This window comes from Aeromonas bivalvium (assembly GCF_046078285.1).
Classification (GTDB): Bacteria; Pseudomonadota; Gammaproteobacteria; order Enterobacterales; family Aeromonadaceae; genus Aeromonas; species Aeromonas bivalvium.
In genome coordinates, this window is sequence record NZ_JBGXBV010000005.1 from 81,205 (window position 1) to 97,636 (window position 16,432).

The following is a 16,432-nucleotide window of genomic DNA, read 5'->3' on the forward strand; positions in this document are numbered from 1 at the left end:
AGCTTGCCCTGAATCGCTTTCTTGTCGAATTGGGTGACCGCTTGAACGGTCACCTGTAATGGAGTGGGTAGTTACACAGAATGATTTACAGGCTCAGAGTGACCGCTTTTGGTTACTCCAAGTAGTTGGTCATTAAGGCCCCTCCATTGATTCACAATGAGCTGCCTTCGGTTCAAAAGGTACTGCCATCGGTTCTCAGGTTCCTGCCATCGATTCTCAAGTTCCAACCATAGGCCCTCAAGATCATGCCATCGCTCCTGAAGGCCCTGCCAGCGGTTCAAAAGGTCCTCCCATCGGCTTAAAAGGTCCGGCAATTCCGTAGAACGAGATTTAAAGTCCAGGAGTTCCTGCGTTTCTTCCCGTAGGATTTCACGCATGTGCTCGAGTAATTGTTCCTGAAGGTCATTAACTTGGTTCAGCAATTGTATGGTGTTGCGATCCTCTTCTTTACGACGCATGCGCCGCCTCGCATCGCGAAACCGAGGAATTCGCTCCACTAAGTCATTCGGAAGCGGCGTAAAGGGGACCCAAAGCTTCATCAGGTCAAGTTCATCGTGATCATAGTGATACTTGGCCAACTCCGTGAGAGTGCTGAGCATTTCATACCGTTCAGCTTTGCGCATATCCTGCGTATCTTGTGCTGGGTACACCCACCGAAAGAAGTCGACGTGATACTCGACGTCATTCCCAGTGATGGTTAGATAGTTACCTACCGTACGAGGATGGCAATCCAGTTCGGCTGCTATTTCGCTTCGGAGTTTTTGGTCGCTGACCCCATCGCTCATTCCGAAGCGTTCATAGATGACTTGCACCATGCCGACCACTCGCGGGCACAGAGATCGCTTTGCATTTGTCGGCCATGGCACACCATTAGCACAAAATTTGCCAGCACCATCGGCCATGAAATCCATCATCCAATCGGGTGGTACAATCTTTTCCGCCCACAAGCTGCGGAAGTTTGTAAGCACGCCTTTAATCCTGCGAATGTCCGCTCTATGGGGCTCATACAAAAAAGGATTTTGTTGCCGTGGGTCCTGCTTATGCCAGTCCTCCAAGAATCTTTTGGTCGGTAGAAATTCATCCTCATTTTCATCGTTGTATTCGTATTTTTTCATTTTTCAATGCTCGTTATGTCACCAAAAACACGTTCTGTCAGGGCTGATTTATGGGCCACACACAAGTGGGCATACCGCATAACCATCGCCAGCGTCTTGTGTCCCAAGTGGTTGGCAATCTCCAACAGGGTGGCACCATTCATGGCAAGCAAGGAGGCGCAGGTATGGCGCAAATCGTGGAATCGGAAGTCGGTGATTGCGGCCTCGATAAGGCATGCTTTCCAGTGATGATCGAAATGCTCAAACGGACCATGCAGCTCTGAAGTGTGGGGGAACAGATAGACATCGCCCACCTGGCGGAACGGCATAAGCTCTTGAATGACGGATGCAGTCAGCGCCAAGATGCGCGGATCCTCATTCTTAGTACGCGGAAGGCGAGCGGTTTTGCGTTGAAAATCGATGTCCGCCCATTTCAGGTTGATCAGCTCGCTCCTGCGGGCACCGGTGGCGATAGCCATGTGGATAAGCAGATGCAGGCGTTCCCACTTACTGGCACTTGCGGCTTTCAGCAGGCGGGACAGCTCATCATCAGATAAGAAGCGGGTGCAACCATTGTCCTCAGTCTTCTGGCGAACTTCACGGGCGGGGTTGTGCTTAACGTCGTGCTTGTCGTTGAACCATTGGAATACGGAAGAAATGGCCGCTTTGTAGCGGTTGAGCGTGCCGGGGCTTTTCTCATCTTTTTGGAGAGCCTCGAGAGCAGATTTGATGTGCTGCCGAGAAACCTTACCGACGGGCTTGCCCTTGAGACGGTCAGCCCACCAGCCAAGACGCTGGATGATCGAACGATCACGGCCTTTATACTGGTCGAGAAATGCCGTTATTGCGGAATCAATGAGGATTGTGGAAAGGCTGGAGTGCGTCAAAGCATCGGCCATGTCATCGTAAACAATGAGCTGTGCCATAAAGGCTTCGGCGGCTTTTTTGGTTTTGAAGGTTTGACCGATTCGACGGCCATTTTTCATGAACTGTACGCGATAGCTACTGCCACGCTTACCGGTGATTTTTTGAATGTTTGCCATGGTTGAAACCCTTTGCACGAAATTGCACGAAGTTTTGGTTTTCAACCGCAGTACTCAGGAGACATAACGCCGCATTTGCCACGTTAACCTGTTGACCAAACAGGGTTTTAATAATGGTGCCCGGGGTCGGACTCGAACCGACACGTTTTGCAACGGCGGATTTTGAATCCGCTGCGTCTACCGATTTCGCCACCCGGGCAACTGCGAGGGATTATACGAATGGCGCCTGACCATGCAAGGTGTTTTTCGCAGGCCTCTCGCTGTTTGCTCATTTATTCAACGTCTTGCCGTCGATTGCCCAGTTACTTAGAATGCCCTCAACTTCTTGATGGAAAATCCCCATGGCCAAGCGCAAGTCAGTCACGCCTCCTCCGGCGACGCCCCCCGTCCACACTCACCCCTCCGCAGGTCTGTTACGCCGCCTCGGCGCCCTGCTCTATGACTACCTGGTGGTCATCTCGCTGCTGGTGATCGCCGGCTTCATCGGCATGGGGGTGGCCCAGTTGCTGCTCGTCACCGGCCTGGCGACCGTGCCCGAGGGCAGAGATGCCAGCTGGCTGCTGACCAGCCCCCTCTACAGCGCCTGGCTGGCGCTGGTGATCATGGGTTTCTATGTCTGGTTCTGGACCCGGGCCGGCCAGACCATCGGCATGCGCGCCTGGCGGCTGCGCATCCAGAATGTGGATGGCAGCAATATCCGCATCACCCAGGCACTGATCCGGCTCGCCACGGCGGCATTCGGTCTGGGCAACCTGATGTGCCTGCTGGGCGGCGAGCGGCCCAAGGCGTTTCAGGACATCTGGGCAGAGTGCGAGGTCATCGTGCTGAGCAAGGATGAGAACCTGAACATGCTCGACAAGTCATGACGAAGAGCAGACAGCAGAAAGGGCACCCAGGTGCCCTTTCTTGTTTCTAGCCACTGTGACCCTATCTAGCGCCTGCGACTCAGGATATAGAGGGACACACCGCCGAACAGCAGGCTGGGTGCCACGGCCGCTATGATGGGGGGCACCGAATAGACCAGGCTGACCGGGCCGAACACCCGATCGCTCACATAGACCACGAAGCCGGTCATGATCCCCATCAGCATCCGCGCCCCCATGCTCACCGAGCGCAGCGGCCCGAAGATGAAGGAGGAGGCCAGCAGTATCATGGCCACCACCGAGAGCGGCGCCAGCAACTTGCGCCACAGCTCCAGCTTGTAGCGCCCCGCATCCTGCTTGTTGGCATCCAGATAGCCGACATAGTCCCGCAACCCGGAAATGGAGAGGTTCTCGGGATCTATGCTGACCACCCCCAGCTGCTTGGGGGTGAGATCCGATTGCCAGGTCATCTGGGGCAGATCCTCACTCACGACCCGGGTCGGATCATCGAAGCGGGTGGCATGAACCGATTTCAGTACCCAGTGGTGCTGCTCGAACATTCCCTCCTGGGCCTGCACCACATCGATCAGCTTGCGCGCCGGGGTGAAGCGGTAGAGGGTGATGCCGGTCAGGGCGCCATCGTTGCGCACCCCGTTGATGCTGACGAAGTTGTTGCCGTCCCGCGCCCAGACCCCGGACGCCGAGATGGTCAGTCGCCCCTCGGACATGGCACCGGCCTTGATATCGTCTGCGGTGCGCTTGGCGATGGGAGCCACATACTCACCCACCAGGCTGAACACCAGCATCAGCGGAATGGCCGTCTTGAGCGCCGCCACCACTATGCTGAGCTTGGAGCGACCCGCCGCCTGCATCACCACCAGCTCGGAGCTGCTCGCCAGCTGGCCGAGGCCGATGAGACCACCCAGCAGCGCCGCCAGCGGGAAGAAGAGCACCGCCTCCTTGGGCATGGAGAGCATGACGAAATAGAAGGCGCTCACCATGTCATAGTTGCCGTCACCGACCGACTTGAGCTGCTCCACATACTTGATGAGGGCGGAGAGGCCGACCAGGGTCACCTCGCACAGCAGGATCGACATGAAGATGACCCGGCCTATGTATCTGTCGAGAATGCCAAACATCAGCAGAGGTTCCTATATTGCAGCATCATGCTTTTTCTCTTGGAATATCGCGCACCGCAGAGGTTCGACTTAAAGGCGACCCCATCAACATGCCTGGCGAGAATGTCACACATCGGCAGAATCCCTATTTGGCAGCATCGGCGGATCCTCCATTGAAGAAGCGCCCCTTGGCCCCGTTCCACCAGGCGGTCCCCTGCAGGTTGAGCGGCACCCCGATCAACAGCAGATAGGCAACCGGCACCCAGAACATGCCGGGCCAGTGGGGCAGGCGGCCGCTGTCGATGGCCGAACGCGCCGCGGACAGCAACAGGAAATAGGAGAGATAGAGCAGGATGGCCGGCAGTAGCTTGGCGTAGCGCCCCTGGCGTGGATTGACCCGGGCCAGGGGCACCACCAGGAAGGTGAGCACAGGAATGGAGAGCGGCAGGGAGATGCGCCACTGCAATTCGGCCATCAGCTGGTTGTCCTGGGTACCGAACAATTCCATGGTCGGCTTGGCCGCCGACTTGCGATTGGAATGCTCCGCCTCCTGCTGGCGGATCACCAGGCTGTATTCCCGAAAATCGGAGATCTGAAATTTCCTGGTGTTGAAGTCCCCCTCGTAGCGAGAGCCATCCTTCAGGGTCAGCCACTGCAGACCATTCTCATCCACCGTCACCTGACCTTCGGTCGCGATCACCACCGAGGGCGGTGTCGTGCCCTGAGCCCGCTGCAGCACGAAGATCTTCTGCAGCACAGATCCCTTGTCATTGAGATCCTGGATATAGGCCACCAGCTTGCCGCCGTCGAGGTCCATGAAACGCCCCGCCTGCAGGAAGGAGATGCCGGGATCGGCCTTGAACTCGTCGATCACCTGATACTCCCGCTCCTTGGCGAGCGGCGCGACCCAACCTGTGTTGAAACCGGCGACCAGGGCGGTAAGCAGGGCCAGCACCATGGTGGTCAGCATGACCCGGCGCGGGCTGACCCCCACCGCATGCATCACTGTCATCTCACTTTCGGCATAGAGACGACCGTGAGCGAACAAGATGGCCAAAAACAGACTGATTGGCAGCATCAGCAGCGCCATGTTGGGCAGGTTGAGCAGCATCAGGGTGGAGATCAGGCGCGTCGGCACCTCGCCATCGGCGGCATCGCCAATGATCTTGATGAATTGCTGGCTGACGAAGATAAGCAGGAGTACGAACAGCACCGCCAGCTGGGTTTTCAGGGTTTCCCTGAACAAATATCGGAAAACGATCACAGTCATTCCCAAGTAAACTTGTGTTTTTAGTCGAATGCCTGAAAAATAGGGCCCTATATTGGATTTTTACCAGTTTGAACTGCGGAGCCTGTGGCTGTTCGCTCCGCCTCTGATACCCAACAAGCACTGCATTATTCAATAAAAGGTGCCTTTTGTCTTTAGGATGTAGGAGATTCCATGGAGTTCAGTGTAAAGAGTGGCAGTCCTGAGAAGCAGCGCAGTGCCTGCGTCGTGGTCGGTGTGTTTGAACCCCGCCGCCTCTCTCCGGTGGCCGAACAACTGGACAAGATCAGCGATGGCTACCTGAGCTCGCTGCTGCGCCGTGGTGACCTGGAAGGGAAACCAGGCCAGATGCTGCTGCTCCATCAAGTACCGGGCGTACTGAGCGAACGGGTACTGCTGGTGGGCTGCGGCAAGGAGCGGGAGCTCGACGAACGCCAATACAAGCAGATCATCAACAAGACCATCACCACCCTGAACGAAACCGGCTCCATGGAGGCTGTCTGCTTCCTGACCGAGTTGCACGTCAAGGGTCGGGACACCTACTGGAAGGTGCGTCAGGCGGTGGAGAGCACCAAGGCGGGCCTCTACAGTTTCGATCAGTTCAAGACCAACAAGGCCGAGCCACGCCGCCCCCTGCGCAAGCTGGTGTTCAACGTGCCGACGCGTCGGGAACTGACCATAGGCGAGAAAGCCATCGCCCACGGCCTGGCTGTGGCGAAAGGGGTGCGCGTCTGTCGCGACGTGGCCAACATGCCGCCCAACGTCTGCAACCCCGCCTATCTCGCCTCCCAGGCCCGTCGTCTGGCCGATGCCTTCGACAACATCACCACCAAGGTGGTGGGTGAGCAGGAGATGGCCGAGCTCGGCATGAACTCCTATCTGGCGGTGGCCCGCGGCTCCGAGAACGAAGCCATGATGGCCATCATCGAATACAAGGGTCATCCCGAGGCCAAGCCCATCGTGCTGGTGGGCAAGGGGCTGACCTTCGATTCCGGCGGCATCTCCATCAAGCCGGCGGACGGCATGGACGAGATGAAATACGATATGGGCGGCGCCGCCTCCGTGCTCGGCACCATGCACGCCCTGGCCGAACTGCAGCTGCCCATCAACGTCATCGGCGTGCTGGCGGGCTGCGAGAACATGCCGGGCGGCAATGCCTATCGCCCGGGGGACATCCTTACCTCCATGTCCGGCCAGACCATCGAAGTGCTCAACACCGACGCGGAAGGTCGCCTGGTGCTGTGCGATGCCCTCACCTATGTGGACAGATTCGACCCGGATACGGTCATCGACGTGGCCACCCTGACCGGTGCCTGCATCATCGCCCTGGGCCACCACACCTCGGGCCTGCTGGCCAACCACAACCCGCTGGCCCATGAGCTGCTGGGGGCCTCCGAGCAGGCGGGCGATCGCGCCTGGCGCCTGCCGCTGTTCGACGAATACCAGGAACAGCTGGAGAGCCCGTTTGCCGACATGGCCAACATAGGGGGCCGTCCGGCCGGCACCATCACGGCTGCCGCCTTCCTGTCACGCTTCACCAAGAAGTACAACTGGGCCCACCTGGATGTGGCCGGCACGGCCTGGAAGAGTGGCAAGGACAAGGGCGCCACTGGGCGCCCCGTGCCCCTGCTGACCCAGTTCCTGCTCAACCGGGCCGGCGTCGATATCGAAGAGAAGGAGTAACTCCCCTACCCCTTCCGATGAATGCGTCGGAAGCCAGGGAGTTGCCCAGTACCACAAGGAAGAGGCTCGCCTCTTCCTTGTTTCATTGAGCGTCGGCAGGCATACCCGCGGTCGACCCTCACGGCGGTCAAGCGTCCGTCACAGCCAAACGGGACCAAGCTGATGAGCCAAGTGACCTTTTACCTGATGAGTGCGCCCGACGACGCTCAGGCGTCTGCGGTCGAACGCCTCGCCTGCCAGCTTGCGGCCGATGGCTGGAGCGCGGGCCATATCTACCTGCTGTGCGACGACGAGGCCCAGGCCCTGCGCCTGGACGAGCTGTTGTGGCAACTGCCGCCGGATCGCTTCGTGCCGCACCAGTTGCAGGGGGAGAGCGGTCAGGCTCCGGTGGAGATAGGCCATCAGCCACCGAAGCGGCGCTATGCCCGCCTCATCAACCTGGCCCGGCAGACACCTTTGTTTGCAGGACACTTCGCTCAAGTGGTAGATTTTGTCCCCACTGACGAAACGCAGAAGCAGCAAGCCCGCGAGCGCTACAAGCACTATCGCCAGGCAGGCCATACCCTCGAGATGAGGGATCAGCCCGTTGCTCCCCCGGATCCGGCGCAGCCCTGACTGCCCCGCGAGATCCAGCACCAGAATCCATCCATCCAGATTACGGCGAGACCATGGAAAAGACTTTTAATCACAACGCCATCGAACAGGCGCTCTACCAGCACTGGGAATCTCAGGGCTACTTCAAGCCCCACGGCGACACCAGCAAAGACTCCTTCTGCATCATGATCCCGCCGCCGAACGTCACCGGCAGCCTGCACATGGGTCACGCCTTCCAGCAGACCCTGATGGACACCCTGATCCGCTACAACCGCATGCAGGGCAAGAACACCCTGTGGCAGGCGGGCACCGACCACGCCGGCATCGCCACCCAGATGGTGGTGGAGCGCAAGATCGCCGCCGAAGAGGGCAAGACCCGTCACGACTACGGCCGTGACGCCTTCATCGACAAGATCTGGCAGTGGAAGGAAGAGTCCGGCGGCACCATCACCCGCCAGATGCGCCGCCTCGGCGACTCCGTGGACTGGGAGCGCGAGCGCTTCACCATGGATGAGGGCCTCTCCGACGCCGTCCAGGAAGTGTTCGTGCGTCTCTACGAAGATGGCCTCATGTATCGCGGCAAGCGTCTGGTGAACTGGGATCCCAAGCTCAACACCGCCATCTCCGATCTGGAAGTGGAAAACCGCGAGATCAAGGGCCACATGTGGCACCTTCGCTACCCCCTGGCCAACGGCGCCAAGACCAGCGATGGCCAGGATCACCTGATCGTCGCCACCACTCGTCCGGAGACCATGCTGGGCGATACCGCCGTGGCCGTGAACCCGGAAGACCCGCGCTACAAGGCACTGATCGGCCAGCACATACTGCTGCCGCTGGTGAACCGTCTGATCCCCATCGTCGCCGACGAGCACGCCGACATGGAGAAGGGCACCGGCTGCGTGAAGATCACCCCGGCCCACGACTTCAACGACAACGAAGTGGGCAAGCGCCACAACCTGCCGATGATCAACATCTTCACCCTGGACGCTCACGTGCGTGCCGAGGCCGAAGTGGTCGATGCCAACGGCAACCCCAGCACCGCCTATGACGCCGCCCTGCCGACCGAGTTCGCCGGCATGGAGCGCTTCGCCGCTCGCAAGGCCATCGTCGCCAGGCTGAACGAGCTGGGCCTGCTGGCCGAAATCAAGGATCACGTGCTGCAGCAGCCCTACGGCGATCGCGGCGGCGTCCCCATCGAGCCCATGCTGACCGACCAGTGGTACGTGCGCGTGGCCCCCATGGCCAAGACCGCCATCGAGGCGGTGGAAGATGGCCGCATCCAGTTCGTGCCCAAGCAGTACGAAAACATGTACTTCTCCTGGATGCGCGACATTCAGGACTGGTGCGTCTCCCGTCAGCTGTGGTGGGGTCACCGCATCCCGGCCTGGTATGACGAGGCCGGCAAGGTCTACGTGGGCCGTGATGAAGCCGAGGTGCGCGCCAAGCACAATATTCCGTCCGTGACCGTGCTGCGTCAGGACGAAGATGTGCTCGACACCTGGTTCAGCTCCGCCCTGTGGACCTTCTCCACCCTGGGCTGGCCGAACAACACAGAGGCGCTCAAGACCTTCCACCCCACCGACGTACTGATGAGCGGCTTCGACATCATCTTCTTCTGGATTGCCCGGATGATCATGATGACCATGCACTTCATCAAGGACGAGAACGGCCAGCCGCAAGTTCCGTTCAAGACCGTCTACATCACGGGGCTCATCCGTGACGAAGAAGGGCAGAAGATGTCCAAGTCCAAGGGCAACGTGCTGGACCCCCTCGACATGATCGACGGCATCTCCCTGGAAGATCTGCTGGAGAAACGCACCGGCAACATGATGCAGCCGCAGATGGCCGAGAAGATCGGCAAGCGTACCGCCAAGCAGTTCCCGGAAGGGATCGAGGCCCACGGCACCGACGCCCTGCGCTTCACCCTGGCGGCGCTGGCCTCTACCGGTCGTGACATCAACTGGGACATGAAGCGCCTGGACGGCTACAACAACTTCTGCAACAAGCTGTGGAACGCCTCCCGCTACGTGCTGATGAACACCGAGGATCAGGATTGCGGCCTTAACGGCGGCGAAATGCAGTTCAGCCTGGCGGATCGCTGGATCCAGTCCCAGCTGCAAGTTGCCATCCGTGACTTCCGCACCGCCCTCGATACCTATCGCTTCGATATCGCCGCAGGCGTGCTGTACGAATTTATCTGGAACCAGTTCTGCGACTGGTATCTGGAGCTGACCAAGCCGGTGCTGGGCAAGGGCTCGGACGCCGAGCAGCGCGCCACCCGTCACACGCTGGTGACCGTGCTGGAGACCCTGCTGCGTCTGGCACATCCCATCATCCCCTTCATCACCGAGACCATCTGGAAATCGGTGGCGCCGCTGACCGGTGTGCACGCCGACACCATCATGGTGCAGGCCTTCCCCGAGTTCGATGCCGCCAAGGTAGACGAAACCGCCATGGCGGATAGTGAGTGGGTGAAGGAGTTCATCGTCAGCATCCGCAACATCCGCGCCGAGATGAACGTGGCGCCGAGCGTGCCCCTCAACGTGCTGCTCAAGTGCGATGGCAAGGACGCCCAGCGGGCCACCGACAACGAGGCCTTCCTCAAGTCCCTGGCCCGTCTGGAATCCATCCGCGTGCTTGGCGAAGGTGAAGTCGCCCCCCTATCGGTCAAGAAACTGATCGGCAACACAGAGCTGATGATCCCCATGGCCGGTCTCATCGACAAGGAGGCCGAGCTGGCCCGTCTGGCCAAAGAAGTGGCCCGTCTGGTCGGTGAGTGCGGCCGTATCGAAGGCAAGCTTGGCAACGAGGCTTTCGTGGCCAAGGCGCCGGAAGCCGTCATCGCCAAGGAGCGCGAGAAGCTGGAAGATTACCGTCACCAGCTGGTGAAACTCGAGGCCCAGCAGGCCGAGATCGCCGCCCTGTAAGGGTCACGTCCCTCCCAAGAGCCCCCTGTCAGCAGGGGGCTTTTTTGTATCCCCTTGCCGCCGCGCCGACGCTCCACCATGAGTTTTACAAGCGCGGCCTCGTCAAATTCATTACACTGCCGCAGTATTCACCCCGTGGAGTTAGCTTCCTGTATGGAAATGTTGATCCTGATTGGATTGATCGTACTGAACGGCATTTTTGCCATGTCTGAAATCGCCATCGTCACGGCCCGCAAGGCGCGGCTCGGCAAACTCGCCGCCGAGGGCTCAGGATCGGCCGCCATCGCCCTGCGTCTGGCCGAGGACCCCACCCATTTTCTCTCTGCGGTGCAGATAGGCATCACCAGCATAGGCCTGCTCAACGGCATCTATGGTGAATCCGTGCTGGCCAAGCCCTTCGCCCTCTGGTTGCAGGAGTGGGGGCTGAGCGCCAGCGGCAGCAGCCTGCTCGCCACCGTACTGGTGGTGGTCAGCGTCACCTATCTCTCCATCGTTGTCGGCGAACTGGTGCCCAAACGTCTCGGCCAGATCAGTCCGGAACGCATCGCCTGCCTGGTGGCTCGCCCCATGCTCTGGCTGGCGACCCTGACCCGCCCCTTCGTCTGGCTGCTCTCCGCCTCGACCCATGGCTGCCTGCGGCTGCTGCGGGTCAGCCAGGAGAACAGCCATCAACTGACCCAGGAGGAGATCCACGCCATGCTGGAGGAGGGCTCCCAGGCCGGGGTCATCGAGGACCATGAGCGCACCATGCTGCGCAACGTGTTTCGCCTCGACGAACGCCGCCTCGAGTCCATGATGGTGCCCCGCAGCGACATCCGCTATCTGGATCTGGCCCAACCCACCGAGGTCAACCTGATGCGCATGGTGGAGTATGGTCACAGCTTCTTCCCGGTCTGCGACGGCAGCCTCTCCAACCTGGTGGGCATACTCAACGTCAACAAGGTTCTGCACGCCTATGTGCGCGGCGAGGACATCAATCTGGCGGCCCTCACCCAGGATGGCAGCCTGCTGCCTGAGACCCTCAACGGCCTGGAGCTGCTCAACCATTTTCGCAGTCATGCCGAACACATGGTGCTGGTGGTGGATGAGTATGGCGAGTTGCAGGGGCTGGTCACCCAGCAGGATCTGCTGGAAGCCCTGGCCGGTGACTTTCAACAAGGGGAGGCCCAGGATCACTGGGTCTACCAGCGCGCCGACGGCAGCCTGCTGCTCGACGGCCTCATCCCCCTGCCCGAGCTGAAGGATTGCCTGGGGCTCAACCGGCTGCCGGAAGAGGAGGAACATCACTATCACACCCTGGGCGGCCTCATCATGATGCTGCTGGGGCGCATGCCCCAGACCGGGGATCAGGTTGCCCTGGCCCAGTGGCAATTGGAAATCGTCGACATGGATGGTCTGCGTATCGACAAGGTGCTGGCGACGCCCGTACCCGAGCAGACGGCGCAAGCCGCGGAGTAAACGCGATGGAAGACTTCTATCAACTGGCACACGCCTTCATGCACCATGATCTGGTGACCTTGTCCGATCCCAAGATGGCGTTCATGGTCTGCGGTGTGCTGCTGACGTTTCTGGTACTGGAGAATGGCTTCATCCCCACGGCATTTCTGCCAGGTGACAGCCTGTTGCTGCTGACGGGGGTACTCATCTATCAGGAGGTACTCTCCCTCTGGGTGGTTCCCCTGCTGATCCTGGCCACCTTCGTCGGCACCTGGCTTGGTTACATGCAGGGCCGCCTGCTCGGCCACACCCGCACCTACCATCGCCTGATGTCCCACATGGACGAGAAGCACAAGCAGAAGGTGTTTTACCTGCTGGACAAGTACGGCATCCTGACCCTGATCACGGCGCGCTACATCGCCTTCGTGCGCACCGTCTACCCCTATATCGTCGGGGCCACCGAGATCCCCCAGGGGCGTTTTCTGATGGTGAATCTCGTCAGCTCCATTCTCTGGGTCAGCCCCCTGGTCAGCCTGGGCTACTACCTGAGCCACACCAGGCTGGCGGCCCAGTACGAGACCCAGTTCCTCAGCATCATCCTCTACCTGCCGCTGGTGCTGCTCGCCGCCGGTCTGCTGGCCCTGCTCTGGCGCACCCTGCTGCGGCGCAAGCGGGCGCCGGGGCGCCTGCCACAGTAAGCGAAGAGGCCATGGTGACATGGCCTTTTTTAATCACGCTCATTAATAAAATAGCCGCGGCTCCCCTTGTAAAGCCGGGGCAAAAATGCGTGAATCTACCGCCTTTTTTCTCGTGTTGGATGGAGTGTTGTATGAGGGGTCAGATCCGCGCCTTGGCGCTGTTGAGTACATTGGCTGGCCTGTTTCTGCCCGGCCAGGCCATGGCAGCGCCCAACCCGGCCAAGCTGCAGCTGCGCTCGAGCAGCGCCCTGGTGCTGGACGTGAATAGCGGCAAGACGCTCTACCAGAAGAATGCCGCCAGCCGACGCCCCATCGCCTCCCTCACCAAGCTGATGACGGCGCTGGTGGTGCTCGATGCCAGGCAGGATCTCGACCAGATCCTCACCGTGGATGGCCATGATCGCGATACCATCAAGCACACCTACTCCCGGATACGCATGGGCACCAGGATCAGCCGCCGCGATGCTTTGCACCTGGCGCTGATGTCTTCGGAGAATCGCATGGCCTCGGCGCTTGCCCGCCACTACCCAGGGGGGCGCGCTGCCTTCATTCGTGCCATGAACCACAAGGCCAGACAACTGGGCATGCGCAACAGCCGCTTCCATGATGCCACCGGCCTCTCCAGCAGCAATGTCTCCACCGCCCAGGATCTGGCCAGGCTCCTCTCGGCAGCCTATCGCCAGCCACTGATCCGCCAGTTCACCCAGGACGGCGATGAGGAGATGCGCTTTCGCACCCCGGACTACAGCCTCCATTTCAACAACACCAACCCCCTGGTCAAGAACCCGGACTGGAATGTACGCCTCTCCAAGACCGGCTTTACCAACGAAGCGGGACGCTGCCTGCTGATGCGCGCCAAACCGGACCGCCAGGAGCTGGCCATCGTCTTGCTCAACTCCTTCGGCAAGCGCACCCCCATCGGTGATGCCAACCGCATTCGCAAGTGGCTCAAGAGCTGAGACGTGAACAAAGGAAGGAGAAAGGATGCTGCGGCATCCTTTTTTATTGCCCGCACAGCGTACTCAGTCACACCGAGCCACCTGGGCAAGGGAGATGATAGCTCGACGGGCGAGGAGGATGCCTGGAGACCATGGTGAGGCGACCTTGCCAGGCACAAGGACAGCCGTGCCTGCTGGCAAGGACATGGCCAAGGATGGACGAAGCGACAGGAGAGAAGGCGAAACGCCATAACAGGGCGAGAGGGCAGGCGAAGCTGCATGGCCGGTGCGTGCTGTGCGGCGACAGAGCGCAGCCTCACGCACATAAAAAAACAGCCCCGACCGAGGTCGAGGCTGTCTGTATGGTGCGCCCGGGAGGATTCGAACCTCCGACCACCTGGTTCGTAGCCAGGTACTCTATCCAGCTGAGCTACGGGCGCTCATCAACTTTTGCTACTGCTTTCAAAATGGTGCGCCCGGGAGGATTCGAACCTCCGACCACCTGGTTCGTAGCCAGGTACTCTATCCAGCTGAGCTACGGGCGCTCACAAACTTTTGTGTACTGCTTTCAAAATGGTGCGCCCGAGAGGATTCGAACCTCTGACCACCTGGTTCGTAGCCAGGTACTCTATCCAGCTGAGCTACGGGCGCTCATGAAATCTGTGTTGCGTTAAATGGTGCGCCCGGGAGGATTCGAACCTCCGACCACCTGGTTCGTAGCCAGGTACTCTATCCAGCTGAGCTACGGGCGCCCTGATTTAAAGCGATAAAAAAAGCTTACTCATCAGTAAGCCTTTTCTATCGTGTCGACTTGCTGATGGTCAACACATGACCCTTTCGAGTCGTAATATGGTGCGCCCGAGAGGATTCGAACCTCTGACCACCTGGTTCGTAGCCAGGTACTCTATCCAGCTGAGCTACGGGCGCAAAATGGCGGAGAAGGGGGGATTCGAACCCCCGATGCGGGTATAAGCCGCATACTCCCTTAGCAGGGGAGCGCCTTCAGCCTCTCGGCCACCTCTCCGTTTGCGGGGCTGATAATACTTCACAGGGATTTTTAGTCAAACACTTTTTTGTAGAAAAAAGCGTGTTCGCTCAGCATTTGGCCAAAGCGTGGAATATTCAAACAAAATCGATACTTATCCCGCAGTTTGCTGCCTTGCAAAGCGTTCTGAGCCCCCAGAAAAACAAAAGGCGACACGGGAAGGTGTCGCCTGAACGCTGCTATGAAAAGCGGCTTAGAAATTCGGCTGGCCCGGTACTTTCTCGGCCTGTATCCGCATGTAGATCTCTTCGCGGTGTACGGAAACCTCTTTCGGTGCGTTCACACCGATGCGTACCTGGTTGCCTTTCACGCCCAGTACGGTGACAGTCACTTCGTCACCAATCATCAGGGTTTCCCCTACACGACGAGTCAAAATAAGCATTCGCTTGCTCCTGTATCCTGTTTTGTATTCATATCGACATGGGACATTATCTTACAAAGATATCGATATGGTAAATGGTTGAAACTAAATCAATCAGGGATTGTTGCCCAGCGGCTGTTCGCTCGGCGCCTGATCCAGCCCAAAGGCGCCATGCAGGGACCGTACCGCCAGCTCCAGATACTTCTCGTCAATCACCACGGATATCTTGATTTCGGAGGTGGAAATCAACTGCATGTTGATCCCCTCCTCACCCAGTACCTTGAACATGGTGCGGGCCACACCGGGGTGATTCCACATCCCCACCCCGACGATGGAAACCTTGGCTATCTCACCATTGCCCTGCACACAGGCCGCCCCCAGGTCGCTGGCGGTCTGCTCCAGCAGGGCGCGGGCCCGTCGGTAGTCATCGCGATTCACCGTGAAGGTAAAATCTGCACTGCCATCCCCCAACGTATTCTGAACAATCATGTCCACGTCGATATTGGCATCGCTGATGGGACCCAGGATCTGGGCCGCGACCGTGGGCCTGTCCGGCACACCGAGTATGGTCAGGCTGGCCTCGTTGCGATTGAACGCTATGCCCGATACCAGGGGAGCTTCCATCCTCTCACCTCCATATGTGATTAAGGTTCCCTCGCCATCGATGAAGCTCGACAGCACCCTTAGCGGCACCCGGTACTTGCCCGCAAATTCCACCGAACGGATCTGCAGCACCTTGGCCCCCAGGCTCGCCATCTCCAGCATCTCCTCGAAGGTGATGGTAGCGAGGCGACGGGCCTTGGGCTCGATGCGCGGATCCGTGGTATAGACCCCATCCACGTCGGTGAATATCTGGCATTCGTCTGCCTCGAGTGCCGCCGCGATCGCCACCGCAGTGGTATCTGAGCCACCCCGGCCCAGGGTAGTGATGGCATTGTGCTCATCACGCCCCTGGAATCCGGCCACCACCACCACCTTGCCCGCACCCAGCTCGGAGCGAAGCGAGGCCGTGTCTATGTGGGTGATCCTGGCCTTGCCATGGGCGGAGTCGGTGTGGATACGCACCTGATCCCCGGTCATGGAGACCGCCGGACAGTCCCGACGGGTCAAGGCGATGGCCAGCAGGGCAATGGTGACCTGCTCGCCGGTGGAGACCAGCACATCCATCTCGCGCCGATTGGCATCGGGGTCCAGCTGCTGGGCCATGCCCAGCAAGCGGTTGGTTTCCCCCGACATGGCGGAGACCACCACCACCACATCATGGCCCTGGGCCCTGGTCTGAGCGACCCGCTCGGCGACCGCCTCGATCCGCTCCAGGGAGCCGACCGATGTACCGCCAAATTTCTGTACATAGAGTGCCACAG

The 16,432-nt window shown here is 59.5% G+C and carries 13 protein-coding genes and 7 tRNA genes; 7 read left to right on the forward strand and 13 right to left on the reverse strand.

The features are described from left to right. Nucleotides 1-71 precede the first annotated feature (71 nt). From ACEUCR_RS12975 to ACEUCR_RS12985, 3 genes are all read right to left on the reverse strand, one after another. Complete coding sequence (locus ACEUCR_RS12975) at nt 72-1,115, reverse strand: hypothetical protein (protein WP_408790661.1); 1,044 nt, start codon at nt 1,113-1,115, stop codon at nt 72-74. Next, on the reverse strand, nt 1,112-2,137 hold the full coding sequence (locus ACEUCR_RS12980) for a tyrosine-type recombinase/integrase (protein WP_408790664.1): 1,026 nt from the start codon (nt 2,135-2,137) through the stop codon (nt 1,112-1,114). The genes ACEUCR_RS12975 and ACEUCR_RS12980 overlap by 4 nt, the downstream gene beginning before the upstream one ends. 114 nt (nt 2,138-2,251) lie before the next feature. Beyond that, a tRNA-Leu gene (locus ACEUCR_RS12985) sits at nt 2,252-2,336 on the reverse strand. 142 nt (nt 2,337-2,478) lie between these two features. Between ACEUCR_RS12985 and ACEUCR_RS12990 the strand changes: the two genes are divergently transcribed. Next, a complete protein-coding gene (locus ACEUCR_RS12990; RefSeq protein WP_408790666.1) occupies nt 2,479-3,003 on the forward strand; it encodes an RDD family protein in 525 nt (174 codons plus the stop codon). Nucleotides 3,004-3,068: 65 nt separating this feature from the next. Here the strand turns inward: ACEUCR_RS12990 and lptG are convergent, their stop codons facing one another. Both lptG and lptF read right to left on the reverse strand, forming a co-directional pair. Next, a complete protein-coding gene (lptG, locus tag ACEUCR_RS12995) occupies nt 3,069-4,139 on the reverse strand; it encodes an LPS export ABC transporter permease LptG (protein WP_042002062.1) in 1,071 nt (356 codons plus the stop codon). A 124-nt stretch (nt 4,140-4,263) separates the two neighbouring features. After that, entirely contained in the window at nt 4,264-5,388 is a 1,125-nt protein-coding gene (gene lptF, locus ACEUCR_RS13000; protein WP_042002059.1) for an LPS export ABC transporter permease LptF, read from the reverse strand. A gap of 171 nt (nt 5,389-5,559) precedes the next feature. On the opposite strand from lptF, the gene pepA reads away from it, so the two are divergent. The 6 genes from pepA (at nt 5,560) to pbpG (ending at nt 13,683) form a co-directional block, all read left to right on the forward strand. Beyond that, the gene (pepA, locus tag ACEUCR_RS13005) at nt 5,560-7,068 is read left to right on the forward strand and encodes a leucyl aminopeptidase (protein ID WP_042002056.1); all 1,509 of its coding nucleotides are present in this window, start codon (nt 5,560-5,562) and stop codon (nt 7,066-7,068) included. A 162-nt stretch (nt 7,069-7,230) separates the two neighbouring features. Continuing rightward, nucleotides 7,231-7,683: a DNA polymerase III subunit chi gene (locus ACEUCR_RS13010; protein ID WP_408790669.1), complete on the forward strand. Its 453-nt coding sequence runs from the start codon at nt 7,231-7,233 to the stop codon at nt 7,681-7,683. A 53-nt stretch (nt 7,684-7,736) separates the two neighbouring features. Further along, the gene (locus ACEUCR_RS13015) at nt 7,737-10,589 is read left to right on the forward strand and encodes a valine--tRNA ligase (RefSeq protein WP_408790672.1); all 2,853 of its coding nucleotides are present in this window, start codon (nt 7,737-7,739) and stop codon (nt 10,587-10,589) included. Between the two features lie 153 nt (nt 10,590-10,742). Then, nucleotides 10,743-12,047, forward strand: coding sequence for a hemolysin family protein (locus ACEUCR_RS13020; protein ID WP_042002048.1), 1,305 nt, complete (start codon nt 10,743-10,745; stop codon nt 12,045-12,047). A 5-nt stretch (nt 12,048-12,052) separates the two neighbouring features. Continuing rightward, entirely contained in the window at nt 12,053-12,724 is a 672-nt protein-coding gene (locus tag ACEUCR_RS13025) for a DedA family protein (protein WP_408760318.1), read from the forward strand. Nucleotides 12,725-12,924: 200 nt separating this feature from the next. Beyond that, nucleotides 12,925-13,683: a D-alanyl-D-alanine endopeptidase gene (pbpG, locus tag ACEUCR_RS13030; RefSeq protein WP_374704020.1), complete on the forward strand. Its 759-nt coding sequence runs from the start codon at nt 12,925-12,927 to the stop codon at nt 13,681-13,683. 342 nt (nt 13,684-14,025) lie between these two features. On the opposite strand, the gene ACEUCR_RS13035 is transcribed toward pbpG, so the two are convergent. The 8 genes from ACEUCR_RS13035 to ACEUCR_RS13070 form a co-directional block, all read right to left on the reverse strand. Continuing rightward, nucleotides 14,026-14,102 (reverse strand) — tRNA-Arg (locus ACEUCR_RS13035). A 28-nt stretch (nt 14,103-14,130) separates the two neighbouring features. Then, nucleotides 14,131-14,207 (reverse strand) — tRNA-Arg (locus ACEUCR_RS13040). Between the two features lie 29 nt (nt 14,208-14,236). Further along, nucleotides 14,237-14,313: transfer RNA gene (locus ACEUCR_RS13045), tRNA-Arg, on the reverse strand. Between the two features lie 24 nt (nt 14,314-14,337). Further along, nucleotides 14,338-14,414, reverse strand: a tRNA-Arg gene (locus tag ACEUCR_RS13050). A gap of 98 nt (nt 14,415-14,512) precedes the next feature. Beyond that, nucleotides 14,513-14,589 (reverse strand) — tRNA-Arg (locus ACEUCR_RS13055). Nucleotides 14,590-14,593: 4 nt separating this feature from the next. After that, nucleotides 14,594-14,686: transfer RNA gene (locus ACEUCR_RS13060), tRNA-Ser, on the reverse strand. 214 nt (nt 14,687-14,900) lie between these two features. Continuing rightward, nucleotides 14,901-15,089: a carbon storage regulator CsrA gene (csrA, locus tag ACEUCR_RS13065; protein ID WP_005315760.1), complete on the reverse strand. Its 189-nt coding sequence runs from the start codon at nt 15,087-15,089 to the stop codon at nt 14,901-14,903. A gap of 93 nt (nt 15,090-15,182) precedes the next feature. Continuing rightward, nucleotides 15,183-16,430: an aspartate kinase gene (locus tag ACEUCR_RS13070; protein ID WP_408790675.1), complete on the reverse strand. Its 1,248-nt coding sequence runs from the start codon at nt 16,428-16,430 to the stop codon at nt 15,183-15,185. Nucleotides 16,431-16,432 lie beyond the last annotated feature (2 nt).